Annotated in this window: 25 protein-coding genes; 15 read left to right on the top strand and 10 right to left on the bottom strand. The window is 73.1% G+C overall.

Annotation, left to right across the window (positions count from 1 at the left end):
* Positions 1-217 precede the first annotated feature (217 nt).
* Together OG776_RS31960 and OG776_RS31955 are read right to left on the bottom strand one after the other, a co-directional pair.
* Positions 218-838 carry a TetR/AcrR family transcriptional regulator gene (locus tag OG776_RS31960; protein WP_148007624.1) on the bottom strand — a complete coding sequence of 207 codons (621 nt, stop codon included), beginning with the start codon at positions 836-838 and terminating at the stop codon, positions 218-220.
* Entirely contained in the window at positions 835-1,443 is a 609-nt protein-coding gene (locus OG776_RS31955; protein ID WP_148007623.1) for a nuclear transport factor 2 family protein, read from the bottom strand. Before OG776_RS31955 ends, OG776_RS31960 begins: the two co-directional genes overlap by 4 nt.
* A gap of 212 nt (positions 1,444-1,655) precedes the next feature.
* On the opposite strand from OG776_RS31955, the gene hmgA reads away from it, so the two are divergent.
* Genes hmgA through OG776_RS31940 form a run of 3 tightly spaced genes read left to right on the top strand, consistent with a single transcriptional unit; the run spans position 1,656 to position 4,978 of the window.
* Positions 1,656-2,975, top strand: coding sequence for a homogentisate 1,2-dioxygenase (gene hmgA, locus OG776_RS31950; protein ID WP_148007622.1), 1,320 nt, complete (start codon positions 1,656-1,658; stop codon positions 2,973-2,975).
* Positions 2,976-3,002: 27 nt separating this feature from the next.
* Positions 3,003-3,752 carry a GntR family transcriptional regulator gene (locus OG776_RS31945; protein WP_329322943.1) on the top strand — a complete coding sequence of 250 codons (750 nt, stop codon included), beginning with the start codon at positions 3,003-3,005 and terminating at the stop codon, positions 3,750-3,752.
* A gap of 41 nt (positions 3,753-3,793) precedes the next feature.
* On the top strand, positions 3,794-4,978 hold the full coding sequence (locus tag OG776_RS31940; protein WP_148007620.1) for a type ISP restriction/modification enzyme: 1,185 nt from the start codon (positions 3,794-3,796) through the stop codon (positions 4,976-4,978).
* 348 nt (positions 4,979-5,326) lie between these two features.
* On the opposite strand, the gene OG776_RS31935 is transcribed toward OG776_RS31940, so the two are convergent.
* The 3 genes from OG776_RS31935 to OG776_RS31925 all read right to left on the bottom strand — a co-directional run bounded on the left by OG776_RS31935 (position 5,327) and on the right by OG776_RS31925 (position 7,266).
* A complete protein-coding gene (locus tag OG776_RS31935; protein ID WP_148009570.1) occupies positions 5,327-5,596 on the bottom strand; it encodes a hypothetical protein in 270 nt (89 codons plus the stop codon).
* Between the two features lie 115 nt (positions 5,597-5,711).
* A complete protein-coding gene (locus OG776_RS31930) occupies positions 5,712-6,500 on the bottom strand; it encodes an anti-sigma factor (protein ID WP_148009569.1) in 789 nt (262 codons plus the stop codon).
* A gap of 223 nt (positions 6,501-6,723) precedes the next feature.
* Entirely contained in the window at positions 6,724-7,266 is a 543-nt protein-coding gene (locus OG776_RS31925) for a sigma-70 family RNA polymerase sigma factor (RefSeq protein ID WP_148009568.1), read from the bottom strand.
* A 253-nt stretch (positions 7,267-7,519) separates the two neighbouring features.
* Here OG776_RS31925 and OG776_RS31920 point away from each other — a divergent pair, with 253 nt between their 5' ends.
* The 4 genes from OG776_RS31920 to OG776_RS31905 all read left to right on the top strand — a co-directional run bounded on the left by OG776_RS31920 (position 7,520) and on the right by OG776_RS31905 (position 14,584).
* Entirely contained in the window at positions 7,520-9,040 is a 1,521-nt protein-coding gene (locus tag OG776_RS31920; RefSeq protein ID WP_329322941.1) for a DUF4331 domain-containing protein, read from the top strand.
* Between the two features lie 131 nt (positions 9,041-9,171).
* Positions 9,172-11,046, top strand: coding sequence for a tetratricopeptide repeat protein (locus OG776_RS31915; protein ID WP_329322940.1), 1,875 nt, complete (start codon positions 9,172-9,174; stop codon positions 11,044-11,046).
* Positions 11,043-12,872 (top strand): urease accessory protein UreH domain-containing protein, encoded by a 1,830-nt coding sequence (locus OG776_RS31910; protein ID WP_329322939.1) that lies wholly within the window; start codon positions 11,043-11,045, stop codon positions 12,870-12,872. The genes OG776_RS31915 and OG776_RS31910 overlap by 4 nt, the downstream gene beginning before the upstream one ends.
* Before the next feature lie 56 nt (positions 12,873-12,928).
* On the top strand, positions 12,929-14,584 hold the full coding sequence (locus OG776_RS31905) for a serine/threonine-protein kinase (RefSeq protein ID WP_329322938.1): 1,656 nt from the start codon (positions 12,929-12,931) through the stop codon (positions 14,582-14,584).
* A gap of 6 nt (positions 14,585-14,590) precedes the next feature.
* On the opposite strand, the gene OG776_RS31900 is transcribed toward OG776_RS31905, so the two are convergent.
* Positions 14,591-15,397 (bottom strand): SGNH/GDSL hydrolase family protein, encoded by an 807-nt coding sequence (locus OG776_RS31900; protein ID WP_329322937.1) that lies wholly within the window; start codon positions 15,395-15,397, stop codon positions 14,591-14,593.
* 548 nt (positions 15,398-15,945) lie between these two features.
* On the opposite strand from OG776_RS31900, the gene OG776_RS31895 reads away from it, so the two are divergent.
* Positions 15,946-17,040: a DUF5925 domain-containing protein gene (locus OG776_RS31895; protein WP_148007614.1), complete on the top strand. Its 1,095-nt coding sequence runs from the start codon at positions 15,946-15,948 to the stop codon at positions 17,038-17,040.
* A 399-nt stretch (positions 17,041-17,439) separates the two neighbouring features.
* On the opposite strand, the gene OG776_RS31890 is transcribed toward OG776_RS31895, so the two are convergent.
* Positions 17,440-17,814, bottom strand: a complete 375-nt coding sequence (locus tag OG776_RS31890) for a GntR family transcriptional regulator (protein ID WP_187285493.1) — start codon at positions 17,812-17,814, stop codon at positions 17,440-17,442.
* Between the two features lie 102 nt (positions 17,815-17,916).
* Between OG776_RS31890 and OG776_RS31885 the strand changes: the two genes are divergently transcribed.
* From OG776_RS31885 to OG776_RS31865, 5 genes are all read left to right on the top strand, one after another.
* Entirely contained in the window at positions 17,917-18,846 is a 930-nt protein-coding gene (locus tag OG776_RS31885; RefSeq protein WP_148007613.1) for a GNAT family N-acetyltransferase, read from the top strand.
* On the top strand, positions 18,827-19,351 hold the full coding sequence (locus OG776_RS31880; protein WP_329322936.1) for a DUF402 domain-containing protein: 525 nt from the start codon (positions 18,827-18,829) through the stop codon (positions 19,349-19,351). The genes OG776_RS31885 and OG776_RS31880 overlap by 20 nt, the downstream gene beginning before the upstream one ends.
* A 239-nt stretch (positions 19,352-19,590) precedes the next feature.
* Positions 19,591-19,725, top strand: a complete 135-nt coding sequence (locus OG776_RS31875) for a hypothetical protein (RefSeq protein WP_261994396.1) — start codon at positions 19,591-19,593, stop codon at positions 19,723-19,725.
* 275 nt (positions 19,726-20,000) lie between these two features.
* Positions 20,001-20,138 (top strand): hypothetical protein, encoded by a 138-nt coding sequence (locus tag OG776_RS31870; protein ID WP_329322935.1) that lies wholly within the window; start codon positions 20,001-20,003, stop codon positions 20,136-20,138.
* Positions 20,139-20,410: 272 nt separating this feature from the next.
* Positions 20,411-21,496 carry a lytic polysaccharide monooxygenase auxiliary activity family 9 protein gene (locus OG776_RS31865; protein WP_329322934.1) on the top strand — a complete coding sequence of 362 codons (1,086 nt, stop codon included), beginning with the start codon at positions 20,411-20,413 and terminating at the stop codon, positions 21,494-21,496.
* An 85-nt stretch (positions 21,497-21,581) separates the two neighbouring features.
* Here OG776_RS31865 and OG776_RS31860 read toward each other — a convergent pair whose 3' ends face one another.
* On the bottom strand, positions 21,582-22,439 hold the full coding sequence (locus tag OG776_RS31860; RefSeq protein WP_148007610.1) for an esterase/lipase family protein: 858 nt from the start codon (positions 22,437-22,439) through the stop codon (positions 21,582-21,584).
* A 171-nt stretch (positions 22,440-22,610) separates the two neighbouring features.
* A complete protein-coding gene (locus OG776_RS31855) occupies positions 22,611-23,057 on the bottom strand; it encodes a MarR family winged helix-turn-helix transcriptional regulator (RefSeq protein WP_148007609.1) in 447 nt (148 codons plus the stop codon).
* A gap of 116 nt (positions 23,058-23,173) precedes the next feature.
* Between OG776_RS31855 and OG776_RS31850 the strand changes: the two genes are divergently transcribed.
* Entirely contained in the window at positions 23,174-23,548 is a 375-nt protein-coding gene (locus OG776_RS31850; protein WP_148007608.1) for a cupin domain-containing protein, read from the top strand.
* 117 nt (positions 23,549-23,665) lie between these two features.
* Positions 23,666-24,274, top strand: coding sequence for a DJ-1/PfpI family protein (locus OG776_RS31845; protein WP_148007607.1), 609 nt, complete (start codon positions 23,666-23,668; stop codon positions 24,272-24,274).
* Positions 24,275-24,469: 195 nt separating this feature from the next.
* Here the strand turns inward: OG776_RS31845 and OG776_RS31840 are convergent, their stop codons facing one another.
* Positions 24,470-25,492, bottom strand: coding sequence for a DNA polymerase Y family protein (locus tag OG776_RS31840; RefSeq protein WP_148007606.1), 1,023 nt, complete (start codon positions 25,490-25,492; stop codon positions 24,470-24,472).
* Positions 25,493-25,504: the final 12 nt, after the last annotated feature.

Below are 25,504 nucleotides of genomic sequence, written 5' to 3'. Positions count from 1 at the left end.
GCCCCTCTGGGACCCCGTCCTCCGAGGCCCTCCTCCGCCCGGCCCACCGGTCCATGCCGTGATGCCCTCGGTCCACGCTTGATGCCCCCGGTCCACGCCCGATCGCCCCGCCCGGCCCCGCGACGCCCGAGGCGCGACCGGGATCAGATCGGCCGAAGCCCGGGCCCGGATCGGCCGAGGCACGGCGGGTTCGGCCGGGGACCAGGCCCGGCCCGGCTCAGTCGAGGACGCGGCCCAGGTACGCGCGCAGCAGTTGCCGGGTCTCGGCGATGATCCCCTCGTCGCCCTGCGGTGCGACCCGGAAGGCGAGGTGGACCAGGGTGTCGGCGGCCTCCACGGCGACGAGGAAACTGCGTCGCAGATCCTCGTCGGGGGTGCGGTCGAGATAGCCGGAGAGCAGTTCGGTGAGCCGGTCGGCGACGCGGGTGTTGGGTTCGGCGTGACCGGTGCCGACCGGTATCTGGTTGCCGAAGTCGACCAGGGAGAAGCCGGGTGCGGTGCGTTTCATCGCGAGGTACTCGTCGAGCACGGCGTCCATGGCGGCCCGCCAGTCTCCCGCGCCGTCCGGCCCCCCGAGGCGCCCGGCGACCCGTTCCGTGTAGTGCTCCAGGTTGCGCTGGGCCAGCGCGTCGGCCATGGCGCGCTTGTTGCCGAAGAAGCGGTAGACGGAACCGATCGGCACGCCCGCGCGCTCGGCCACCGCCCGGGTGCTCAGGGCGTCGTAGCCGACCTCGTCGAGGAGTTCGGCGCAGGCGTCAAGGATCCTCGTCAGCCTTTCGGCACTGCGCCGCTGGACGGGCGCGCGGCGGAGCGGGGTCGCTGGGGGCACGGGTTTCATGATGCCCGTCCGCCGGAGTCGGGTGAACCGCGCCCGCCGGTACCGGCCGCGCCGCCGCCCCCGTCCGCCCCGGCCGGGGTGCGCGTCGCGGCGGCGCCGTGCGTCGGCGGGGAGACGGACGCCGTGATGTCGGCCGTGCTCTCCACCGGTCTGCCGCGCACGGCCCACACCGTCCGGTCGTCCGCGTAGAGGCGCGCGGTGACGTGATGGGTGCCGCGCGGCACCAGGTCGCCGGCCAGGTGGTGTCCGGCGGTGCGCAGCGTGGCGACGGCACGGCCGTCGACGTAGAGGCGGGCGACCCCGCGGCCGGCCACGGCGCGGGCCCCGGCCCCCGCGGGCGAGAAGCGGAAGTGCCGCACGCTCAGGTGCACGTCCCAGCCGCCGCGCGGGTCGGGCAGGACCTCGATCGCGACCTCGGGCCCGTTCTTCTTGTCGACCTCACGGTAGTGCCGTCCTCCCTCGTCGGTCCCGTCCAGGAGTGTGCCCACGGGCGAGGCAGACACCCGCTCGCCCCGCCCGGGCCCGTCACCGGAGCCGCAGCCCGCCGGTCCGCCGAGCAGGGCACAGACCGCGAGCGCGGCGAGCAGTCCACGCTTCCACGACATGCCGGGGAGAGTAGAACAACGGTCCGACGGCCGAATCCCCCTGGAGTCGGGTTCTCGGCCGGTGCGGCGGGTCGCGGGGAGTACGCCGCGCCCGGATCGGGGCCGGGCGCGGGGGCCGTGGCCGGTCCCGAGCGGTGCTTCGGGCTCCCTCTTGCGCACGCCGACGCCGAATCCTACGGTGTTGCATAGGAATCGGGCGCGAGGGAGCGATCATGAACGGGGACGCGAGGAAGACGGCCGAGGGGCTGGCCTACCTCTCCGGATTCGGCAACGAACACAGCTCGGAGGCGGTCCCGGGAGCGCTTCCGCACGGCCGCAACACGCCGCAGCGTGCCCCGCTCGGGCTGTACGCGGAGCAGTTGAGCGGCTCGGCCTTCACCGAACCCAGAGCCCACAACCGGCGTTCGTGGCTGTACCGGATCCGCCCGTCGGCCGCGCACCCCGCGTTCACGCGCACGGACAACGGCACCCTGCGCTCGGCCCCGTTCACCGAGACCGAGCCGGACCCCAACCGGCTGCGCTGGAACCCACTGCCGGAGCCCCCGGCGGGCACGGACTTCCTGGCGGGCCTGTGGACACTCGGCGGCAACGGCGACGCGACGCGGCGCACGGGCATGGCGGTGCACCTCTATCACGCCAACTCCCCGATGGAGCGGGTGTTCAGCGACGCGGACGGCGAGCTGCTGATCGTGCCGGAGCGCGGCGGGCTGCTGCTGCGGACCGAGTTCGGGCTGCTGCGGGTGGAGCCGGGCGGGGTCGCGCTGATCCCCCGGGGGGTCCGCTTCCGCGTGGAGCCTCTGGACGAGACGTCCGTCCGGGGCTACGTGTGCGAGAACTACGGAGCCCCCTTCCAACTGCCCGATCTGGGCCCGATCGGCGCCAACGGACTCGCCAACGCCCGTGACTTCCTGGCCCCCGTGGCCGCGTACGAGGACACCGAGGGCCCGGTCGAGGTCGTCAACAAGTTCTGCGGCAACCTCTGGACCGCGACGTACGACCACTCTCCGCTCGACGTCGTCGCCTGGCACGGAAACCATCTGCCGTACGTCTACGACCTGCGCCGTTTCAATGTGATCGGCACCATCAGCTACGACCACCCCGATCCGTCGATCTTCACGGTGCTGACCTCCCCGAGCAGCACCCCGGGGCTCGCCGGCGTCGACTTCGTCGTCTTCGCCCCGCGGTGGCTGGTCGGCGAGGACACCTTCCGGCCGCCGTACTTCCACCGGAACGTGATGAGCGAGTACATGGGCCTCATCGAGGGCGCGTACGACGCGAAGGCCGAGGGCTTCGTGCCGGGAGGCGGGTCGTTGCACAACATGATGTCCGCGCACGGACCGGACCGGGAGACCTTCGACCGGGCGAGCGCCGCCGAGCTCCGGCCCCAGAAGATCGACGACGGGCTCGCGTTCATGTTCGAGACGCGCTGGCCGGTGACCGCCACGGCACAGGCCGCGGCCGCGGACCACCTGCAGCGCGGGTACGACGACGTGTGGCAGGGCCTCCAGAGGCACTACCGCCCGTTGCGCTGAGCTGCGGCGACCGGTACGGATACCTTCGTGACCTCCTTCGCTCCGGATTCGATCGTCCTGAACCGCAAGTTGCCGCTCTGGTATCAGGTGTCGCAGTCGCTGCGCGCCTCGATACTCGGGCGGTCGCCGCAGGACCCGCTACGGCTGCCCACCGAGGAGCAGTTGGCCGGGCACTACGGGGTGAGCGTGCTCACCATGCGGCAGGCGCTCAAGGAGCTGGAGGACGAGGGGCTGATCACCCGCCACCGGCGGCGCGGCACGTTCATCGAGCCGAGCGCGCGGCGGGGCGCTCCGGTACGGCTGCTCGGCTCGGTGGACACGATCGTGGCCCAGCAGTCCGGGATGACGACCGAACTGCTCGGCCACGGACCGGTCCCGCCGCCCGCCGAACTCGCCGAGTACTTCCCGGACCTGGCCGAGGTGGGCGCGTACCACCGGCTGCGCAGCGACGAGAAGACCGGCGAGCCGACGAACCACGCGCACAACTACGTACGCCCCGAACTCGCCGCGCTGATCGATCCGCAGGACCTGGTGCGCTGGCCCATGACCAAGGTCCTCCGGGACGTGGTCGGACTGCGCATCAGCCGGATCACGGACACCGTGGAGGCCCGGCTGGCCGACCCGGAGACGGCCCGGCTGCTCCAGGTCCCGCTGCTGAGCCCGATCCTGCACTACACCGGCATCGTGTACGACGAGGACGGCGTCGCCCTGGACGTGGCCCGTATCCACTACCGCGGGGACCGCTTCTCGTTCACGGTCACCCTCGACGCCCACTGACGACGGCGTACCAGGACGGCGTGCCCGGCCCGCGTCGTACGATGCCCAGCGTGACGCACGACGACGCTCCGCTGCTCGCGGACCTCATGCCGTGGTCGGTCGCACCGCCGAGGACGGGGCGGGGGTGGCCGACCGCTCCCGACGCCGCGTCCCTCGGGGCACGGTGGGACGCCCTGCTCGGGGCCGAGGGACCGGACCGCGAGGCACTGTTCGGCTCCACCCGCTCGCGCACCCCGCGGTCGGCGGTCCCGCAGCTGCCGGGACAGAGCACCGGCACGGGAAGGCTCTCGCGCGAGTCGGGCCCCTGCCCGGAGCCGGTGCGTGTCCTGCACGGGCCCTTCGACGAACAGTGGCTGATCCCGGACCACCGGCTGATCGACGCGGCACGCCCCGAACTGTGGCGGGTGGCCGACGGCCGGCAGGTGTTCGTGGTCGAGCAGACGGTGGTGCCCGGCGCACCCGGGCCGGTCCTGCTCGCCACCTCCCTCCTTCCGTTCGGCGCCGGACGCGGGGGACGGATCCGTCCCCTGTACCGGCGGCCGGGCGGGCTCGAACCGAATCTGGCGCCCGGCCTGACCGACCACCTGGGCGCCCGTCTTGGCCGGCTGCCCGACGCTCTCGACGTGCTGGCGTGGACGGTGGCCGTCGCGCGACCGGGCCCGCACGGCCGCGCCGTCCCGCTCACCGCCGACCCGGAGGTCTGGGAGCGGGGGGTCGAACTCGGCCACGGGATGCTGCGGCTGGCCCGTCGCGACGGCGAGCGCCCCAAGCTGCCGGGCGGCCGCCGCCCGTACGTGCGCGCGCCGCTCCCGGCCTCCCCCCTCGAACTGCGCTACGACCCCGACGAGGAGACCCTGTTTCTCGGAGAGGGCCGCATCTCCCCCGTACCGCCCCATGTCTGGGACTTCGAGGTGGGCGGGGTCCGCGTCCTGGAGCAGTGGTTCACGGAGCGCACCGGTGCGGGTGAACCGGGCACCCTGGAGGCGATCGGGCCGGCGAGCTGGCCGCAGAGCCGGACCTCCGAACTGCTCGAACTCCTCACCGTGCTGGCGCTGCTCGGTGAACTGCGGCGGCGGCAGGCGGAGCTGACGGTACGGGAGGCACCGATCGGCGCGGACGAGCTGCGCGCGGCGGGGGTGCTGCCGGTACCGGAGGCGATGCGACGGCCCGCGTCCGTCCTCGATCACCACGAGGAGGGCCCGGAGGGGCAGTTTGCGCTGCTCTAGGCCGTGGTGCCGACACCGGGCCGACGGCCGACGGGCCGCCGGGGATCGGATCGCGGACGGGCGCCCGGGGACCGGGGGCGGGTCGTCCCGAACCGCGGCCCGGGACGGGTGGGCCGGGGGTCCCGGGGGGCGGGCCGGAACCGGCGCCCCCTGGGCCGGGTGAGTGGCCAGGGGGTCTGCGCGCTGCCGGGCGGGAGTTCAGAGCGCGTACGAGGAGAGGGTGTACCCGCGCCCGGGGACACACCGGGGCGACGCTGCGCGCCGTGGGGATGACGGGCGGCGAGAGCGCAGCGTGCGCGCCGGGGCGGTGTGGTCGCCTGAGCGCGGGTCGGGTACCGCGTGACCGGACTAGTGGCCACCGAACAGGGAGCGGCGCAGTCGCCTCAGCGGCGCGAAGAGCGAGACCCGCCGAACGCGCGCGCCCCTGCTGTTGTTGTCGTGCGGCGTGTCACGCGCGGTGAGCTCACGCATCAGCGACGTCGCCTCGACCGTCTCGCGCTGCGGTATGGCAGGACCGCCCAGCACCGCCAGATGACGGTCCAGGCGCGAACTGGTCGCGCTGCTCCCACAGGTGATCGCAGGGACACGTGCCCTGCTGCGCACTGTTATCTGTTCCATGTCTCTCCCCACCCGTACGAGTCCACCCGGCCCGGGCAGGCTAACCCTATCGCTCCCTCATGGCACTCGTGTATCACGGTCACAGGATTCACCTTCCCCGTAAGGGTGTTGACGATTACTCTCCGAATCCAACCGATTTCAGGGTGAGTTGGACAACCGGCGCGGTAGTGGGCTGTGGCGAGCCGCCGTGCGGCTCGACGGTCACAGCGAGTGACGTGGCGCGGATGTCGAGTCCGGTGGCCGCCAAGGGCGTGTCGCCGTCGAAGAGCCCGAGGGAGCGCGGCCGCGCCTGGGGGCGCATGAGCCACAGTTGGTGTACGCGCCCCCCTGACGGGGCGTCGAGTCCGCTCAGCGTCACGACAGCCCGCCGCTCCGACGCGGAGGCGACGACTCCGATTCCCCTGCCCCGCGCGTCCCGTTGAGCGGACACCCGGGCGTCGGGCGCGGCCAGAACGTGGGCGATCTCACGCGCCTGGGCCCGCTCCCGGTCCAGCTTGTCCTGGGTCTGCGTCGCCTGTACGGCGAACAGGGAAGCGACGACGAGGGCCGCGGCGGCGGTCACGGTGGCGAAGGGCGCGAGCAGGGGACGGAAGCGCGGGCCCGGCGCACGTGCGGGCCCGTGCGCTGCCCGCGGGCGCGGTGCGCCGCCCGGCGGCGCTTCCTGCGGGGTCGTGCGGACGGCGGTCAGGACCCTTTCCCGCAGCGCGGCCGGGGCCGGGGCCGCCGTGGACCAGGCGAGCCGCACGGCGTCCTCGCCCAGCGCCCGCACCTCGGCCTCGCAGCGGGCACAGCCGCGCAGATGCCGCTCGAAGCGCCGGCGTTCGTCCGGCTCGAGCGCGTCGAGGGCGTAGGGCGCCGCGAGCGAGTGCAGATCGCGGCGCAGCAGACGGTCGAGGACGCTCATGCGACGCCTCCCAGAGGATGCCGGGCGCTGCTGGGCAGGTCCAGAACGCGGGTACGGAGGAGGTGGGTTCCGCGACGGAGTCGCCGGAGACGGCGGCCGGGACGCGGGCGGTGCGGGAGCGGACGGTGCGGGTGGGGACGGTGCGGGTGGGGACGGTGCGGGTGGGGACGGCCCACGTCGGGCCGGGTCCCGTCCTCATGACCCGCGACCGGCCGGGCCCCGTTCATGCGGCACCCCCGAGGCAGTTGCGCAGCCGGGTCAGTCCGTCGCGCATGCGGGTCTTGACCGTCCCGAGCGGGAGGGAGAGCCGTTCGGCCACCTCCCGGTAGGTGTAGCCGTCGTAGTAGGCGAGGGTGACGGACTGCCGCTGGAGGGTGGTGAGCCGGTCCAGACAGCGCCGTACCCATTCGCGTTCGAGCCCGGCCTCCACCTCCTCGGCGACCTGGTCGAAGGCGGGATGGTGGGCCCGCCGGCCCTCGCGCTGCTCGCGCTCGGTGGCCGCGCGGGCACTGCGGACCCGGTCGACGGCCCGCCGGTGCGCGAGGGTGAGGATCCAGGACAGCGCGCTGCCCCGACGGGGGTCGAACCGGGCGGCGGAGCGCCAGAGTTCGAGCAGCACCTCCTGGGACACCTCCTCCGACTGGGCGGCGTCCCGCACCACCCTGCGCACCAGTCCGAACACAGGTCCGGACACGATCCCGTACAGCTCCTCGAACGCCTTCTGGTCGCCTCCGGCCACGAGCAACAGGAGTTCGTCCGCCTCCACTCGTTCCCCCCTCTCCGGCCGCGCACGGCCCGTTCCTTCACCTACGTGTTCGCAGCGAGCGGTCCTTCGGATGGGTTACGGATCAGCGGTCCGAAAAAGCGGGTCGTCCGCGAAAGAGCCTCGAAAAGAAGCGGGCGGTCCGCTGAGACGAGTCGCGGAAGCCGCCGTAAGAACGTTTGGGATTCGACCAATCCACCGCGGCGACCGCTCCGAATGGCGTGCGTCAGGCAATTGGGATCTGAGGACGGACGGCATGACACCTATCTCCAGGAGTGGCGTGGGACGCAGGAGTCTCGTGACCCTCATCTGTGGTGCGCTGGCCGCCGGTGGGCTCGCGGCCGCCGGCGTGACCGTGCTGGAACCGGGGGCGGCCTCCGCCTCCAGCCACCGGGAGGCCCCGCTGATCTCGGGGACCCCCCAGTACGACAACACCGACGTGTACGCCTTCGTGAGTCCGGACAAGCCGGACACGACGACGCTCATCGCGAACTTCATCCCCTTCGAGGAACCGGCCGGCGGACCGAACTTCTACACGTTCGCCGACGACGCCCAGTACGACATCCACATCGACAACAACGGTGACGCACAAGGTGAGTTGATCTACCGCTACACCTTCAAGACGCACCGGAAGAACGGCGACACCTTCCTCTACAACACGGGACCGGTCACCAGCCTGGACGACCCCGACCTGAACATCACGCAGACGTACGACATCGATCTGCTGCGGCTGCACAACCAGAAGCTCGTCTCCAGGACCAAGGTCGCGGACGACATCCCGGTCGCGCCGTCGAACGTCGGCAAGGCGTCGATGCCCGACTACACCAAACTGCGCAACCAGGCGGTGTACAAGCTCGCCGGCGACTCGACCACGTTCGCGGGCCAGGCGGACGACCCGTTCTTCCTCGATCTGCGGGTGTTCGACCTGCTGTACGGCGGCAACCTGTCCGAGGTCGGGCGCGACACCCTCAAGGGCTACAACGTCAACTCGATAGCCCTGCAGGTGCCCAACGACATGATCCGGGAGTCCGCCGGGCAGCCGATCGTCGGCATCTGGTCCACGGTCCAGCGCGCGGACGCCCGCGGTGACTGGACCCAGGTCTCGCGGCTGGGCAGTCCGCTGGTCAACGAGGTCGTCAACCCGCAGAAGGACAAGGACAAGTTCAACGCGTCCGCGCCCTGGAACGACGCCCAGTTCCTGAAGAACGTGACCAACCCCGAGCTGCCGAAGCTCATCGAGGGCATCTACAAGATCAAGGCGCCGGCCGAGCCCCGCAACGACCTGGTCGACGTGTTCCTGAAGGGCGTGAAGGGTCTCAACCAGCCGCCCCACGTGCGTCCTTCGGAGGAGCTTCGCCTCAACACCTCCATCAAGCCGAGCATGCACCCCAAGCGGCTCGGTGTGCTCGACGGCGACAACGCGGGCTTCCCGAACGGGCGCCGGCTCTCCGACGACGTGATCGACGCGTCGCTGCGGGTCGTCGAGGGCGAGCTCCTCGGCCAGAAGACCGGCCTGACCGACTCGGTCGACAAGAACGACAAGAAGTTCGAGAAGTCCTTCCCCTACCTGGCCGAGCCGACCTCGGGCTCACGCGGTGCGCTGGCGAAGGGCACCGGCAACAACGTCCGCAACCAGCTGGGTGACGCGCTCCCGGCCGGTTCGGGCGGCACGGACACCATGCTGATCGCGGGCTCCGCCGCGGCGGGCGTGGCCGGGGTCCTGCTGATCGGCGCCGGCGTGATGTGGTGGCGCCGCCGCATGTACCGGGCCTACTGACCGGCCCGGTCCACCGACCGGCGCGGCCCGCACTCCCCCCATCCCCCACGGCGCGGGCCGCGCCGCCCCCCTCCCCCACCCCACGCACCCAGACAAGACGACCGTTCCCCCAAGGACTTTGAGGAGTGGGCATGTCCCCGCGTACGAACGAGAGCACGCCGGAGGGCGAACCCGGCGAGCGGTCGGTCGCCACGACGGAGCCCGACCCGGCCCCGCCGGTCCGCACCGCACAGGACCCGCCCGCCCGGTCCGCGGCGCGGGCACGGGCCGCGGCCGCCGACCGGGGGAAGCAGGACGCGGACGACTCGGGCGACCAGGGGCACGCGGACGGCACATCGGACGGCGACGCCCCGGACACGGCGAGCGCCGGGGCCGCCGACGCCGGCGACGCACCCTCCGCGGCGGAGGCCGAGAAGGCGGAGGCGAGCCGGGAACCGGCCGCGACGGACGGCGGAGGGACCGGAGCCGGCTGCGAACGGGCCGAGCCGGGCCACGAACCGGCCGAAGCGGACCGTGAATCGGCCGAGCCGGACCCTGAACCGGCCGAACCGGGCCACGAACCGGCCGAGCCGGATCCTGAACCGGCCGAACCGGACCGCGAACCGGCCGAAGCAGCAATCGAATTCGCCGAGGCCGGCGACGAGCGGGTCGCGGCCGTGCGGCGGGTGTCCGCCGCGGCCCGCCGCCGGCGGACCGTGCAGCTCGTCGCCTGCGCCGCGTCCCTGGCCGTCGCGCTCACCGCCGGGGCCGTGGTCGTCGGCGCCGTGAGGGGCGGCTCGGGCGCCGCCGCCGCGACCGCGCCGAGCGCCGTCTCCCCGCAACTCCTCGCCGGCGGCGACCTGGACACGAGCATCACCGCGCTGCAGGCCCATCTCCGGGCCCAGCCCAAGGACTTCGGCGGCTGGGCGACGCTCGGACTGGCGTACGTGGAGCAGGCCCGCACCAAGGGCGACCCCTCCCGCTACCCCCAGGCGCAGCAGGCTCTGGACCGTTCCCTGAAGCTGCGTCCGGGTAACGAGTCGGCGCTCGCCGGACGGGCCGCCCTCGCGGCGGCACGGCACGACTTCACCGGCGCCCTGAGGTACGCGGACACGGTGCTCGACGAGAACCCGTACAGCGAGCGCGCGCTCTCCTCCCGTATCGACGCGCTCGTCGAACTCGGCCGCTACGCCGAGGCGTCCAAGGCCGCCGACCTGGCCGACTCGCGCCGCCCGGGGGTCCCCGTCTTCACCCGGTACGCCTATGTGCACGAACTGCGCGGCGACGTCAGGACGGCCCGCCGGGTCCTCGAACAGGCACTGGCCACCGCCACCAGCCGGGGCGACATCTCGTACGTCGCCGGCGCGCTCGGACAACTCGCGTGGAACCAGGGCCAGTACAAGGACGCCCTCACGTTCTACGCGCGGGCGCTGGCCGCCGACGACACCTATCTCCCGGCGCTGGAGGGCCGAGCCCGCACCCAGGCCGCCCTCGGAGACCAGGCGGCGGCGATCAAGGGCATGGAGCAGGTGGTGGCGCGCTATCCCCTGCCCCAGCCCCTGGTGGAACTGGGCGAGTTGTACGAGGCGCGGGGCGAGCCGGGCGACGCACGGAAGGCCCACGCTCAGTACGCGCTGGTGGACGCGTGGATCGCGCTCGCCCACTCCTACGGCGTCGACGCAGACCTCGACACCGCCCTCGCCGCCGCCGACCACGGTGACCGGGGGGCCGCGCTCAAGGCGGCCCGGGACGAGTGGGCCCGCCGCCACACCGTGCACACGGCGGACGCGCTCGCGTGGGCGCTGCACGTCAACGGCCGTGACACGGAGGCCCTTCCGTACGCCCGCAGGGCCACGGCCACCGGCTACCGCAACGCGTCCTTCCTCTACCACCGCGGCGTGATCGAGCGCGCCACCGGTCACGGGAAGGAGGCCCGCGCCTCGCTGCGGGCAGCCCTCGACCTGAACGCGGGCTTCTCCCCGCTCGGCGCCCGTGCGGCCCGGAAGGCTCTGGAGGAGGACAAGTGAGGCCGCGCCGGCTGTTCGCCTCCTGCGCGGCCGTGTTCACCGCCGCCTGCGCGCTCGTCCTGGTGCCCGGCGGGGCCGCGAGCGCGCATCCGCTGGGCAACTTCACCGTGAACCGCTACGACGGCCTCGTCGCCGCCCGCGGGCAGGTGCGCGTCGACCACGTCGAGGACCTCGCGGAGATCCCGGCCACCCAGGCCAGGCCCGACATCCAGAGGCTCGGCATGGCGGACTGGGCCCGGCGGCGCTGCGCGTCGGCGGCGCACGGCAGCAGGGTCCGAGTCGACGGGCGGGCGGTCCCGCTCACCGTCTCCGCGAGCCGGGCGAGACTGCGGCCCGGCCAGGCGGGGCTGGACACCCTGCGCGTCGAATGCCGGCTGACGGCGCCGCTCCCCGGGACGGCCGCGGTGTCGCTCACCTTCCACAGCGCGGGCACCGACCGCGGACCCGGCTGGCGCGAGATCACCGCGCGCGGCGACCGGATGACGCTCACCGCGTCGGACGTGCCCACGAAGTCGGTGTCCGGAGAACTGACCAACTACCCAAAGGCCCTGCTCTCCTCCCCCTCCGACACCGCGACCGCCTCCCTGCGGATCCGCCGCGGCGGCCCCGCCCTCACCGAGGAACACACCACCGCGCCCGGCGCCTCCGTGCTCCCGCGCGGTGCCGACCGCTGGACCCGGGCCCTGGACGACCTGGTCGCCCGGCACGACCTCACCGTCGGTTTCGCCTCGCTGGCCCTGCTCGTCTCGGTGGGCCTGGGCGCGATGCACGCCCTCGCGCCGGGCCACGGCAAGACCCTCATGGCCGCGACGGCGGCGGCCCGGGGCGGCCGGGCGGGCCTGCGCGACGTGCTGCCACTGGCCGCGTCGGTCACGGTCACCCACACGCTCGGCGTCGTCGCCCTGGGCCTCCTGGTCACCGCGGGCTCGGCCGCCGCGCCGTCCGTCATCGCCTGGCTGGGCATCGCGAGCGGCGTCCTCGTGACGTGCGCCGGCGTCACCCTCGTACGGCGCGCGTGGCGCAACCGGACACCCGGGCGAGGCCTCCCGCGCGACCGTCGCCAGGACCACCCGCACGAGCACGACCACAGCCATGGTCACGGCCACGACCACCAGCACGGACACGGACACGAGCACGTCCGTGGTCACGGTCACGGCCCGGGCCTCGGGCACGGCCGGGAGCACGAACACGGCCACCGCCCCGCGCACGACCACGCCGATCACCCCGGCCACCCCCACGAGCACGCCGAGCGGCACGAGCGCCCGTTGGTCCTCGCACAGGCCCACGCCTCCGCCGCCACGGTTCCGCACGGCGCGCACCACCCCCGCAGCGCGCCGCACGACCACCCGCACCACCCCGGCGGTCACGACCAGCACGAGCACCCGCACAGCCGTGCCGCGTCCTCCCCTCTCGAATCCCGTGAATCCCGCGAATCCCTCGAACACACCCACGGCGGCTTCACCCACACGCACGCCGTCGCCCCCACGCTCCGCGGCACGATCCTGCTCGGGTTCGCCGGCGGGCTCGTGCCCAGTCCGTCCGCCGTCGTCGTGCTCGTCGGCGCCGCCGCGCTGGGCCAGGCCTGGTTCGGCCTGCTCCTGGTGCTCGCGTACGGCGTCGGGCTGGCCCTGACGCTCACCGCGGCGGGGTTCGCCGTGGTGAGACTCGGCAGCGGCGTGAACCGGGCGCTGGCGAAGCGCCCGCGGTGGGCCGAGGGGACGGTCGCGGCCCTGGTCCGCCGGACGGCACCGCTGGGTTCGGCCTTCGTCGTCCTGGCCCTCGGCGCCGGATTGGTGTTCAAGGGGGCGGCATCCGCACTCGGTTGAGCTACTTTTGTGGAGAAATCACGCGGATGCGCGACGGATACGAAGGGGGGACACCCGTGTCCGAAGAGCCGGGGACCGAACGTGTGATCGCCGACCGCTACCGCCTTCTCTCCCCGCTGGGACAGGGCGGGATGGGAACCGTGTGGCGGGCCCGGGACGAGGTCCTGCACCGCGAGGTCGCGGTCAAGGAGGTCCGCGCGCCCGCGGGGCTCATGGGGCCAGAGGTCGAGCGGATGTACGCGCGCCTGGAGCGCGAGGCCTGGGCCGCGGCCCGGGTGCCCAACCGCAACGTGGTGACGGTGTACGACGTGGCGACGCAGGACGGCCGCCCCTGGATCGTCATGGAGCTCGTCCGCGGGATCTCCCTCTCCGACCTCCTGGACGCCGAGGGGCCGCTCCCGCCGCAGCGCGCCGCGCACATCGGGGCCGAAGTGCTCTCCGCGCTGCGGGCCGCGCACGAGGCGGGGGTCCTGCACCGCGACGTCAAGCCGGCCAACGTCCTGCTGTCGAACGACGACCGGGTGGTGCTCACGGACTTCGGCATCGCGACCGTCGAGGGCAGTTCGGCGCTGACCATGACGGGCGAGGTCATCGGTTCGCCCGAGTTCCTCGCACCGGAGCGGGCGCTGGGCCGCACGCCCGGACCGGAGTCGGACCTGTGGTCGCTCGGCGTGCTGCTGTACGCGGCGGTCGAGGGCAACTCTCCGTTCCGGTACAACACCCCGCTCAACACCCTGCGCGCCATCGTCGACGAGCCGCTGCCGCCGCCCCGGCGGGCGGGAGAGCTGGCTCCCGTGATCGAGGGGCTGCTGAGGAAGGACCCGGCCGGGCGGACGAGCGCCGCGCAGGCGGAGAGCGATCTGCGGCTCGTCGCCGCGGGCGGCTCGACGTCCACCGGCTCCCCGGTCACGGACCCCTGGGCGGCGAGTTCCCGGACGACCGTCGCGGCCTTCCCGCAGCCCGCGCAGGGCCCGCCGCGTCCGGGCCGCGACACGCCCTACCCGCAGGGTCCGACACAGGGCGGTTCGGCGTTCCCGCCCGTCACCGATTCCCCGGCCTCGACGGAGCCCGTCCGCAACCGCCGGGCGGCCGTCGCCGTGATCGCGGGCGTGGCCGCGCTCGTCCTCGCGCTCGGCGGCCTGACGTACGCGTTGCTGAACCACGACGGCGGCGGGGACGGCACGACCAGTTCCAGCGGCACCGGTGGCAGCACCGACAAGGCCGCGGGCGGCGGAAGTTCGCCGTCGGAAAGCCGCGCGAGCGGTGACCCGGCGTCCGCCGGCACCTCCCCCGCCACCACCTCGCCCGGCGGCGGAACGAGTACGCCGCCCGCGCAGTCGGTGCGGGTGACGGTGGTGGGCGCCCACACCGACTACTCCGGGAGCTGTCCGCCGCCGCAGGCCGAAGCGCCCGTCTTCACCGCGACGTTCACGGTGGGCCGGGTGCCGGCACGGGTCGAGTACCGCTGGGTGACGGAGTCCGGACAGGTCTCCGATCCGGGGTGGAAGACCCTGTCCTTCTCGGCGGGTGACGGCAGGACCGCGCGGAGGTCGGTCGTCGTCACGACGTACGACGAGAGCGGTACGTACCGGAACGCGATCGGGGTCGAGGTCCGCGACCCCGTGCACACCACGTCCGGGTCGGTGCCGTTCTCGGTCACGTGCGTGACGGAGACCCCGTCGGACGGGGCCTCCGCTTCCGCCTCGCCGTAGGGCCGGTCAGGCCACGCCGGTGAAGACCGGCAGATAGCCGCCGGAGTGGCCGGCCGCGGTCGGGTGGTACGACTCGGTGATGTTCAGCAGGTTGAGACTGTGCAGCCATGCGCTGCCGGAGCAGAGCTCGTGGCCGGTGAAGGTGGTCCTGACGTCGCCGAAGATGAATCCGTGGTCGGCGGCGCGCTTGGCGATGGCGCTGTCCAGGTAGTCGGCGGCGCCGTTGATCGCGGCGCGCTTGGTGTCGGAGAGGCCGAGGCAGGTCGCGCCCAGCTTGTAGAACCGGGGATAGCCGAGCACCACCACGTGCGCGACGGGTGCCTTGGCGCTGATCGCGGAGTAGACGGAGTCGAGTTGACCGGGGAGCGTCGAGTCGACGTACGCCTTGGCTGTGGCGATCCTGGACAGACAGCCACTGTCGGAGCTGAGGACACAGGTGGTCATGACGTCGGCGAAACCGGCGTCGTTGCCGCCGATGCTGATCGAGACGAGGCCGGTGGAGGAGTTGAGCGGGCCGAGCTGGTTGGCGAGGACATCACCCGCACGAGCGCCCGAACAGGCCGTGAAGGCGAACGACGAGGGTGAATGAGCCGCGGCCCACAGGTAGGGGTACGACTTCGTGCTGCGCAGGCAGTCGCCGCTGGAACTGATGTAACTGTCGGCACCGACCCCCGAGGAGTAGGAGTCACCGAGAGCCACATAACCGGTGGCGGCCGCGGTGGGGGACGCCTGCGCCGCCGCTGCCCCGGTGAGGGCACCGCCGACGGCGAGGAGGAGTGAGGCCACGTATGCCGTAATTCGGGAACGTCTCATGGAACCTCCCTTTAGCAGGATCTCTGCCACAACTTTGGTAGCAGCTACGCGTGTTGACAGGAAGTGTTCATGCCAAAGATTTCCGGGACGGCCGGGGCCTCGGCACGGCGCTCACCGGCGGAATCCGATTGCATGTTCCGGTCCGCAACCAACTGGGCGGGGTCTGCGGCGAGTTCACCCCGGAGTGTGCGGCCCCGCCGGGACGCACCCGGGGATGCAGCCAGGGGTGCGCGCGGGGAGCCGTGCGGGGACTCGGACGGCGACACGTGCGGGCGCTGACCCACGGAACCGGACCGCCGGGCGTGCCCCTCGGGCGTCCCGCGGTTCCGTCGCGGGCCGCCGCGGGAGTGATCGCCGTCGGCCGTGTCGCCGCCCGGGGCCGGCACCGCGGCGCACCGGATTCCGGGCGCGGCGGCCCCGGCGGCCCCCGGGCGGCCCGGCCGCCGTCCGGCCGGACGGCGGCTGAACTGGGGCGCGTCCAGGGGAACACCGGCAACAGGCTGCGGAAATCCCGTGCGTCGGTCCCCTTGGTGACGGATCATGTCGGCATGTCTGGGAACCCACACGACGCACTGCCGATCCGGCTCAACGTCGACGACAGCGACTCCCCGTCGGATGTCGTCGACGCGCTGTTCCTCGGCCGCTTCGCGACGGGCGAGCAACCTCACTCGCACGCCGCGAACATCGACCGGGTACGGTCCGGGGCCACCCTGCTGCCACCGGGCGCCCGTGTGCTGCGCTCCGCGCGCGACGACGACCGCAGCGCGACGCTGGCGGAGGGGGAAGGCTGGACCCTCCTGGTGTCCCGCTGGAACCGCGGCGCGGACATCACGGTCACCGCGACCAGCGCGGAGCTGGCCGAGAAGGTCCTCGACCAGGCCACGGACGGCGCGGCGGACGAACCCGAACCCCAGCCCGAGAACGTGACGATGGGCTTCTGGTACGTGTCCCCGCGCCGCGGTCCGCACCGCACCACGCGCCAGATCTCCGCGGGCACGTGGGAGGAGGTCCGGCCGAACTACACCGGGCCGGTCGCCGACGCGATGGACCGCCTGATGAAGACGACGCCGGAGGACATCGCGGGCCGGCTCCTGCTGCTGCACGGGCCGCCCGGCACCGGCAAGACGTCCGCGCTGCGGACCCTGGCCCGCTCCTGGCGGGACTGGTGCCAGGTGGACTGCGTCCTGGACCCCGAGCGGCTCTTCTCGGACGTCGGCTATCTGATGGACATCGCCATCGGCGAGGACGACGGCACGGGCAAGGGCAGGTGGCGGCTGCTCCTGCTGGAGGACTGCGACGAACTGATCCGCGGCGAGGCGAAGCACACCGCGGGCCAGGCGCTCTCACGCCTGCTCAACCTCACGGACGGCCTCCTCGGCCAGGGCCGCAACGTCCTGGTGGGGGTGACCACGAACGAGGACCTGGAGCGCCTGCACCCCGCCGTGGTCCGCCCCGGCCGCTGCCTCGCCCGGATCGAGGTCGGTCCGCTGACCCGCTCCGAGGCCGTCGGCTGGCTCGGCACGGAGGAGGGGGTCTCCCGCGAGGGCGCCACGCTGGCGGAGCTGTACGCGCTCCGCCGGGGCACCACCCCGACCTCGGTCCCCGACCCACGGGACGGGGCGGACGCGGGCCTTTACCTGTAGCCCACCGCCCCTCGCCCGAGCACCCGGGAGGTGGCGACAGGTGGGGGTGCTGGCCGTACGTCCGCGATGCCCGCACGACCGGGGCTCCTCGCGGTACGGGTGCCCCACCGAGCCGCTCCCGCCCGTCCCTTCCTCCGGACCGATGGACTTACGTGCTTCGGGCTCACGGACTCCCCGTGCTCACGGGCCAACAGCCATACGGGCGTACGGACATACGGCCCCGGGCCCGCCGCCGATCGGGCGACGCCACGAGGACCGAACCGGGCAAGGCCGGAGGGAACGAGGACCGCACCAGGCAACGCGGGTCCGGGCAACGCGGATCCAGACACGGGCAGGTCCGGACGGAGGCCGGGCAGCGCAGCTCCGGACGGAGGCCGGACCGGGCAGGGCCGGACCCGTCTACGCCCCGCCCTCGTAAGCCGCCCGCAGGGCATCCCGTACGGCGTCGAGCGCGGCCCGCTCGGTCAGCCCGAGGCGGCGTACGCGCTCGGCGTACGCCTGAGCGGCCGCCGCGGCCTCACGCTCGGCGGCGGAACCGGCGGCGGCCACGAACGTACCGTTGCGCCCCCGCGTCTCGATCACCCCGTCCGACTCCAGCGCCCGGTACGCCTTGGCGACCGTGTTCGCGGCGAGACCGAGCTGCTCGGCCAGCCCCCGTACCGTGGGCAGTTTGTAGCCGACCGGCAGTGCTCCGGAACGGACCTGCCCGGAGATCTGGGCACGCACCTGCTCGTAGGGCGCGGCCCCCTCATCGATGTGGATCTTCAGCGTCACGCGGCGATTGTCCCGTACCCGCCGGGTGATGAGAGCTATCGGAGCGGGGGCGGCGAAAAATGAGAGGTGACCGCACCCGTCCCGCGCGTAGCGTGCGCGTCCATGACCGTGATCGTCGAAGACCTCCGCCCCGACGACCGGCGGCGGGCCGAGGGGTTCACCCGGGTCCGCGACCGGGCGCTCCCCTATGTACTGTTCACCCCCGACTCCCTCGCGTACGACGTCACCCACGCGCATCCCGACGCCCACTACCGCCCCCTGGTCGCCGAACTGGACGGCGAGGTGATCGGCACCGCCCAGGTCGGCATCGCGTACGACAGCCCGGAGCCGGGCCAGGGCTATCTCAACGTGTACGTCGACCCGGCCCGAACGGGTCGCGGCGCGGGCACACTGCTGGTGCGCGCCGCCGAGCGGTACCTCGCGGAGCTGGGCGCGACCAGGCTCTTCGCCTGGGTCCTGGACGAGCCGGGGAACCGGGCGTTCGCCGAGCGGCACGGCTACCGCGCCAGCCGCTCCGCCCACTTCCTCCGGCTGGACCTGGCGGGCAGCCCCCTGCCGCCGCGTCAGGACCCGCCGCCGGGCGTGGAACTGCGCTCGGCGGCGGACTTCGCCGGTGACCCGCGTCCGCTGTTCGCCCTGGACGCGGAGACGTCGACCGACGAACCGGGGGACATCCCGCACGAGTTCACGGATTACGAGGCCTGGCTGCGGGAGACCTGGCACCACCCCCTGTTCAGCGCCGAACTGACCACGGTCGCACTCGTCGACGGCCGCCCGGCGGCCTTCAGCGCGGCCCGCACGGACGGCGGCACCCGGTACGGCACCGTGATGACGGGCACCGCCGCCGCCTTCCGCGGCCGTGGCCTCGCGAAGCTCGCCAAGAACGACTCCCTGCACCGTGCCCGGGCCGCGGGCTGCACGGAGGCGTTCACCGGCAACGACGCGGGCAACGGGCCGATGATCGCGATCAACAAGTGGTTCGGGTACGGGATCTGCGGCACGGAGGTACGTCATGTCCGCGAACTCGGCTGACGGGCCCCGGCACCTGGACGTCGTCCTCGTCAAGTCCGGCCGTACGAAGATCCGTTACCCGGCCGCGCTGCTGCACGACGACGGCACCCGGGTCACCGTCCGCGCGCCGTGGGCGGCCGACGGGGTGCGTGACTTCGGCTTCGTACGGTTCGAGCCGGGCGACGTCCTCACCGAGCACTACTGGCGGGACCGGTGGTACGCGGTGAAGGAGGTCCGGGACGCGCGCGGGGTGCGCAAGGGCTGGTACTGCGACATCACCCGCCCGGCCGTCGTGGCGGGCGGCGAGCTGGTCGTCGAGGACCTCGACCTGGACCTGTGGCGCTCCGCGGACGGCACGGACGTACGGCGCCTGGACGAGGACGAGTTCACGGCGAGCGGCCTCGCGACCCGTGATCCGGCTGCCGCGGAGGCCGCGCTCGCCGCCCTCGACGCTCTTGAGCTCCTGGCCCGCCGGGGCGACTTCGAGACGCTGTTCGGCCCGGCCGCACCCCTCGGCCCCCGGTGACCGCACGTCGCCGACCGGGCACTTCACGTCACGTCCGGTGAGCCCGGTGCGGGGAATTACCCCACGTCGTACGTGGTTCCTCCTCCAACGGTCGGCCGAGACCGCGGCCCACGGTGACCGCGGCCGCCGACGGCCGACCGTGACGTCCGCCACAGACAGATCGCGACCGATGAGGAACTCTCCCGGAAAGGGTCTACCTCCGTACGACGACGGAATCGGGTAGACGCAAGGAGGCAGCCATGCGCCGTGTGACCGTGCAGAAGCCCCTGAGCAAGTCGGACTCCCGCCGGGCGAGGGACAGGGCGGACGAGCGTCCGTCCGAGCGCCCCGAGGTGCGGAAGGACATCCACCGCACGTGGTGGCCGGACGAGTGAGCCGCCCCGGCACCGGACCACGGAACAGACTCCGCACGACCGGCCACCGACGGTAGCCACCCGCTCCCGTACGACCGGCCGCGCACCGGCGGTGGCCAACGGCCCGCGCACGACCGGTCCCCGGCAACGGCACGCGCCCGCACCGCCCGTCCGCGCCACGCCTCCGCGCCCGATCCCCGCACCCCCTGGCGCCTGCCCGACCCGATCTTCCGGCCTCCGGTCCTGCGCCGTACCCTGCGCGCCGAGGGCACGGGCCGGGGGGAGGGGACGAGGGCATGCGGAAGGACGACGACCACGCGAGAACGAGCGCCAGGCTGACCGTGTGCGGCTGCCTGGCGGGCCTCGCCGTCGCGCTCCTCATTCCGGCCGCGATGGTGGTCATGGTCGCCGTCCACGGACTGCCCACCCCCTGACGCCCCGCCCCGGGCCACCCGCCGACCCCCACGCGAGGGAACGGGCATGGCCGCGCCGCGGACCGCCGCGACCGTCCGGCGCGAGAGACGCGGGCTCCCCAACCCCCATCCTGAGCCCCCCGTTAGCCCCGCCTTAAAGCGACCATAAGGATCTCCCGCACCCGCCTCCGGCAGGCGATTCCGCGGCGTGTTCGAGCTAGCTTGCTGATCACCCCCACGTACTCCGGGCTGATCGCGCCCGCTCTGGACCGTTTCGATCGAGGAGCTCCCCCATGTCCGGTCGTCGCAGGGCCGTCGGCCTCGCCGCCGTCGGTGTCGGCGGTGTCGCCCTGACCGCGCTCGCCGCCGTGCCCGCCTCCGCGCACGGTTCGATGGGAGGACCCGTCAGCCGGGTCTTCCAGTGCTATGCGGAGGGGCCCGAGAGTCCCCGGTCGGCCGCCTGCAAGGCAGCCGTGGCGACGGGCGGCACCCAGGCGCTGTACGACTGGAACGGCATCCGGATCGGTGACGCGAACGGCGAACACCAGCGGCGCATCCCCGACGGGAAGCTGTGCAGCGCGGGCGACGACGAGTTCAAGGGCCTGGACCTGGCCCGCGCCGACTGGCCCGCGACGGCCGTGAGGGCGGGCGCGTACACCTTCCGGTACCGGGTGACGGCCCCGCACAAGGGCACCTTCGACGTCTATCTGACCAAGGAGGGGTACGACCCGTCGAAACCGCTGGCCTGGGAGGATCTGGACCTGGCGCACCCGGTGGCCTCGAAGACCGACCCCGCCGCGGTGAACGGTTACTACACCTTCTCCGGCACCCTGCCGAAGCGCTCCGGCAAGCAGCTCCTCTACGCGGTCTGGCAGCGTTCGGACAGCCCGGAGGCCTTCTACTCCTGCTCCGACGTCACCTTCGGTGGAAGCGGCGGCGCGGGCAACACCGCCGCGGGCAACGGTGGTCCGGGCAACGGCGGCAGCGGGACCGACAACGGCGGCTCCCCGGGCGGCCGTCCGGGGAGCGGTGCCTCCCCCGCGTCGGGCGCGCCCGCGCCGGTCGCCTCCGCGCCCTCGGAGGAGCAGATCGCCGACGGTGCGGGCCGGTCGACGGTGCGGCACGACCACCACGACGCCACGGCCACCCCGGCCGCACGGTCCCGCACGGCCGGCGGCTCCGCCGTGCCGGACGCCTCCGGCGTCTCGGCCGGGCGGCCCGAGGCGGCCGGTGCCGGGGAAGCCCTCGCCGAGACCGGCGGCGACTCCAGAACCCCCTACCTCGCGGTCGGCGGCGCGAGCGCGCTGGCGCTGGGCGCGGCGGCGCTGTTCGCCTCGGTGCGCCGCCGCGCGGTGAACGGTGGCCGGCACGGTCGCTAGGCCGTGTCCCTTTCCGTCGGACGGGAGGGGTGCCGGGTCCTGTCCGGCGGCTCAGGCCGGACAGGACCCGGTACCGGGTGGTGGATCAGCTGAACACCGACGCGCAGTTGGTGGTGGTGGCGTGCGCGGGGTCGAGGGCGTTCGCCGCCTCGTGGAAGGCGATCCGGTCGAGGAGGCCGATCGCCGCGTGCTCGGAGATGTCGACCGGGCACAGGTCCTGCAGCAGCACGTTGTGGACGTCGGATCCGGTGAGGAACTGCGAGCGGTAGGGGGTGACCACCTCGTCGTACCTGGTGGCGATCACCGTGTAGTGGACGCCGGGGACGGTGTCGCCGCCGGCGTTGAGCTTGGCCAGGAACGCGGACCCGGCGATCTGGTCCGCGAGCGCGGGCGTCGCCGCGGACAGCAGGTCCTCGGCACCGGGGAAGTACGGCAGCAGCTTGGTGAGGCCGTCGAGGGTGGTGCCGTGGTTGTCGGGCGCGATGCCGACGAAGGTGTTCACCTTGGCGGCTCCGCCGAGGAACTTGAGGTAGTAGCGCGGCATCATGCCGCCCTGCGAATGGCCGACGAGGTCGGCCTTGGCGGCCCCGGTCGCGGCGAGCACCTTGTCGACGAAGACCTGGAGCTGTCCGGCCGACTTGTCGATGGGGCCGAGGCCGTTGAAGATCGGGACGCCGGGCAGTTGCCCGTAGTCGAGGGAGTAGACGCAGTACCCGCGGTCCACCAGGTAGGGCGCGAAGGACAGCCAGTTGTCCACGGAGTTCGCGAAGGTGCCGTGGACGAGGACGACCGGGCGGGGATGGGCGGCGGAGGGGCGGCAGGAGTAGTTGTTCCAGCCGCTGCTCGGCGCGGCGGCGTGGGCGGTGGCGGCGGGGACGATCGCGACGGCGGCGGCCATCAGCAGTGCGACGAGGGGTCTGGTCAGGCGCTTCCAGGGCAGCATCGGGTGATCTCCTTGCGGCTCAAGGGAGTGACGACGGCGTACGCCCTGTGATCCGGATCACGAGGATGCTGTTCACTCGTCAAGTTACGAGTGAGTAGCTCAACTGTGAAGTTACGCGTCAGTAAAAACTTCCAGTGGTAGCCGGGAGTGGTGATAAGGAGTGCCGGTCCGTCACCAGGCAGGCCTGATCGGACCGTAGGGGGCGATCCGCAGCAATCGGTCCCGCAAGACGCCCACCTCACCCTCCCCGAGCAGTTCGACCCACGGCCGCACGGCCTCCGCCGCCGACTCCTCCGCCGCACGCGTACAGGCCCAGCCGCGCTCGGTCAGCACGATCAGGCGGGCGCGCGCGTCACCGGGATGCGGGTGGCGTTCCACGTACCCCTTGCGCACCAGCTCGTCGACGAGCTGGCTCGCGGCCTGCTTGGTGACGCCGAGGTGTGCCGCGAGTTCGGTGACCGTCGCGCCGTCCGGGGCGAGCCGTGTGAACGCGAAACCGTGCGCGGGCCGCACCCCCTCGAATCCGCGGGCGGCGACACCCTCGTGGATGCGCTGCGTCAGCTCACCGGCGACGGCGAGCAGGGCGGCGGACAGGGCCATGGCCTCGGAATTCTGCACGGAGGCATTCAAACACCCCCCAGCCATCGGTCAATCGACTTGACTATGTAGTCAACGAGCTTGACCATATAGTCAAACATCTTGACCACTTTTCCCGCACGCCACGGAGGCCAGCCATGTCCGTCGTCCACCCGTCCGACGCCGTCGTCCACGAGATCCACGGCGCCCGTTTCGTCTCGTACGCCACCCCTCGCAGCGGCAGCGTGGAGCTGTGCGCCTGGCGGGGGGAGATACCCGCCGGGACGAAGGCCCCCGTGCACACCGTCACCCGTGAGGAGATCTTCCATCTCCTCGCCGGGGAGCTGCTGGTCACACTCGACGGCCGCACCGAACGGATCACCGCGGGCGACACGGTGATCATCAACCCCGGCGTGGCCTTCGGTGTCGAGAACCCGACCGAGCGGACCGCGACCTCCTGGGTCACCACGTCCATCGGCCTGCGGGCGGAGCTGGCCGACGGCTCGGTCCTCACCCCGCCGTGGGCCAACTGACCCCGAACGCCCCCCGGAGGCGGGCCGACGGGCAGGCCACCTGACGCCGATTGGCCCTCCCCGGGGAACGGGGCGCCGGGGACACTGGCGCTCCCAAGCACTGGCGGAGGAGTCGTGATGCAGGTAGCCGTGGTCACTTTCGACGGGTTCAACGAGCTCGACAGCTTCATCGCCTCCGCACTGATCAACCGGTGCCGCGGGGAGGGCCTGGAGGCCTTCGTCACGACGCCGACGCCGGTGGTCACGTCGATGAACGGGGTGCGGGTGACGGGGCAGCGCCCGATGGAGTTCGTGACCGAGGCCGACGTCGTACTGATCGGCAGCGGGGTGAGGACCCGGGATGTGGCCGCCGACGACCGGCTGCTCTCCACGCTCGGGCTCGACCCGTCGCGGCAGCTCATCGGGGCGCAGTGCTCCGGCGCCCTGGTCCTGGCCCGGCTCGGGCTGCTGGGTGACATGCCGGTGTGCACGGACCGGAAGAGCCGGCCCTTCGTCGAGGCGTGCGGCGTCACCGTGCTGGACGTCCCGTTCCACGCCGAGGGCGACATCGCCACGGCGGGTGGCTGTCTGGCGTCCCAGTACCTGGCCACCTGGGTGATCACCCGCACGCTCGGGGAGGGCGCCGCGCGCGGTGTCCTCGACTACGTGGCTCCGGTCGGCGAGAACCGGGAGACGGTCGAACGCGCCCTGCGCGCCGTCCACACGGGCGTGACCGCGCTGCGCTGACGCGGTCCGCCGCGCGTCATGGGCCATGCGTCATCCGCCGGCCGTCTCCTGCACCGGCCGCTTCGTCCGCCGGCCGTTCCCTGCGCCGGCCGATTCGTCCGCCGGCGTTTTCATCCCCCGTCCGCCGTCCGCCGTCCGCCATGCGCCATGCGCCATGCGCCATGCGCCATGCGAGCCGACGCGCGTGACCCCGGGTCAGTTCCGCGAGCCGACCCCCACCGCGCGGATCGCGGTGGCGGCTGTGGCCAGGGCGGCCGGGCGGACCGCCTCCGCCCCGAAACGCCGGCGGGCCCGGTCCGCGGCGGCCTCCGCGGCGCGGGCCCGGGTGTCGCCCGGGTCGAGGGAGAGCTGCCGGTAGGCACCCCCGGCCGGCAGCAGGCCGTCTGCGCGGAGCGCGAAGGCGCGGACCCGCGCTCGCTGCAGCCCCAAGGAGGTCAGCAGACCCAGGGCGGTCGCGGCGAGGGCCGGTGAGTGGTCGGTGGGCTCCGCCGACGTGCGCGAGCGGGTGGTGGAACTGCGGTCGGCGTACCGCACCGTGAGGGTGAGCCGGCCGGCGACCTGGTGTTCACCGCGCAGACGTTGCCCGATCCGGTCGGCGAGCCCCAGGACGGCCCGGTGATGGTGCGCCGGGTCGAGGCAGTCCCGGTCGAGCACGACATCGGCGGTCAGGTACGCCGCCGGCTCCGCCGGGGTGACCGGGCGGGGGTCGTGGCCGCGGGCGCGTTCGGCCAGCAGCCGGGCCTGGCCGGCGCCGAGCAGCCGTTGCAGGGTGGCCGGGGGCAGGCCGGCGAGCTGGCCGATGGTGTGCAGGCCGTACCGGGTGAGAGTGGTCGCCGTGGCACGGCCGATGCCCGGCAGCGCGGTGAGCGGACGGGGGTACAGCCAGTCGGCCGCGTCGGCGGCGGGGACCCAGGTCGTCCCTCCGGGCGCGGACGCGTCGGCCGCCATCCCCGCCAGCATGCGGTTGCCCGCGAGCCCCGCGCTGCTGTCGATGCCGTAGACGAGCTTCAGCCTCATCATCGTCGTCTGGACCATGTCGTACGGGGACAGGTCGAAGTACCGGAGTGCCGACGTCAGATCCAGCTGCACGGCGTTGGGCGGGACGGCCTGGACATGCGGCGTAATACCGGACAGGTATTCGATCACGTCGGCGTACCGGGCCTCGTCCAGTGAGGCGTGCAGATGGAGGTGGGCGATGTGCCGCTGACGTGTCCCCATTCCGCTCATTCC

The organism is Streptomyces sp. NBC_01689 (assembly GCF_036250675.1).
Taxonomy (GTDB): domain Bacteria; phylum Actinomycetota; class Actinomycetes; order Streptomycetales; family Streptomycetaceae; genus Streptomyces.
This window is presented reverse-complemented; position numbering and strand designations above follow the sequence as displayed.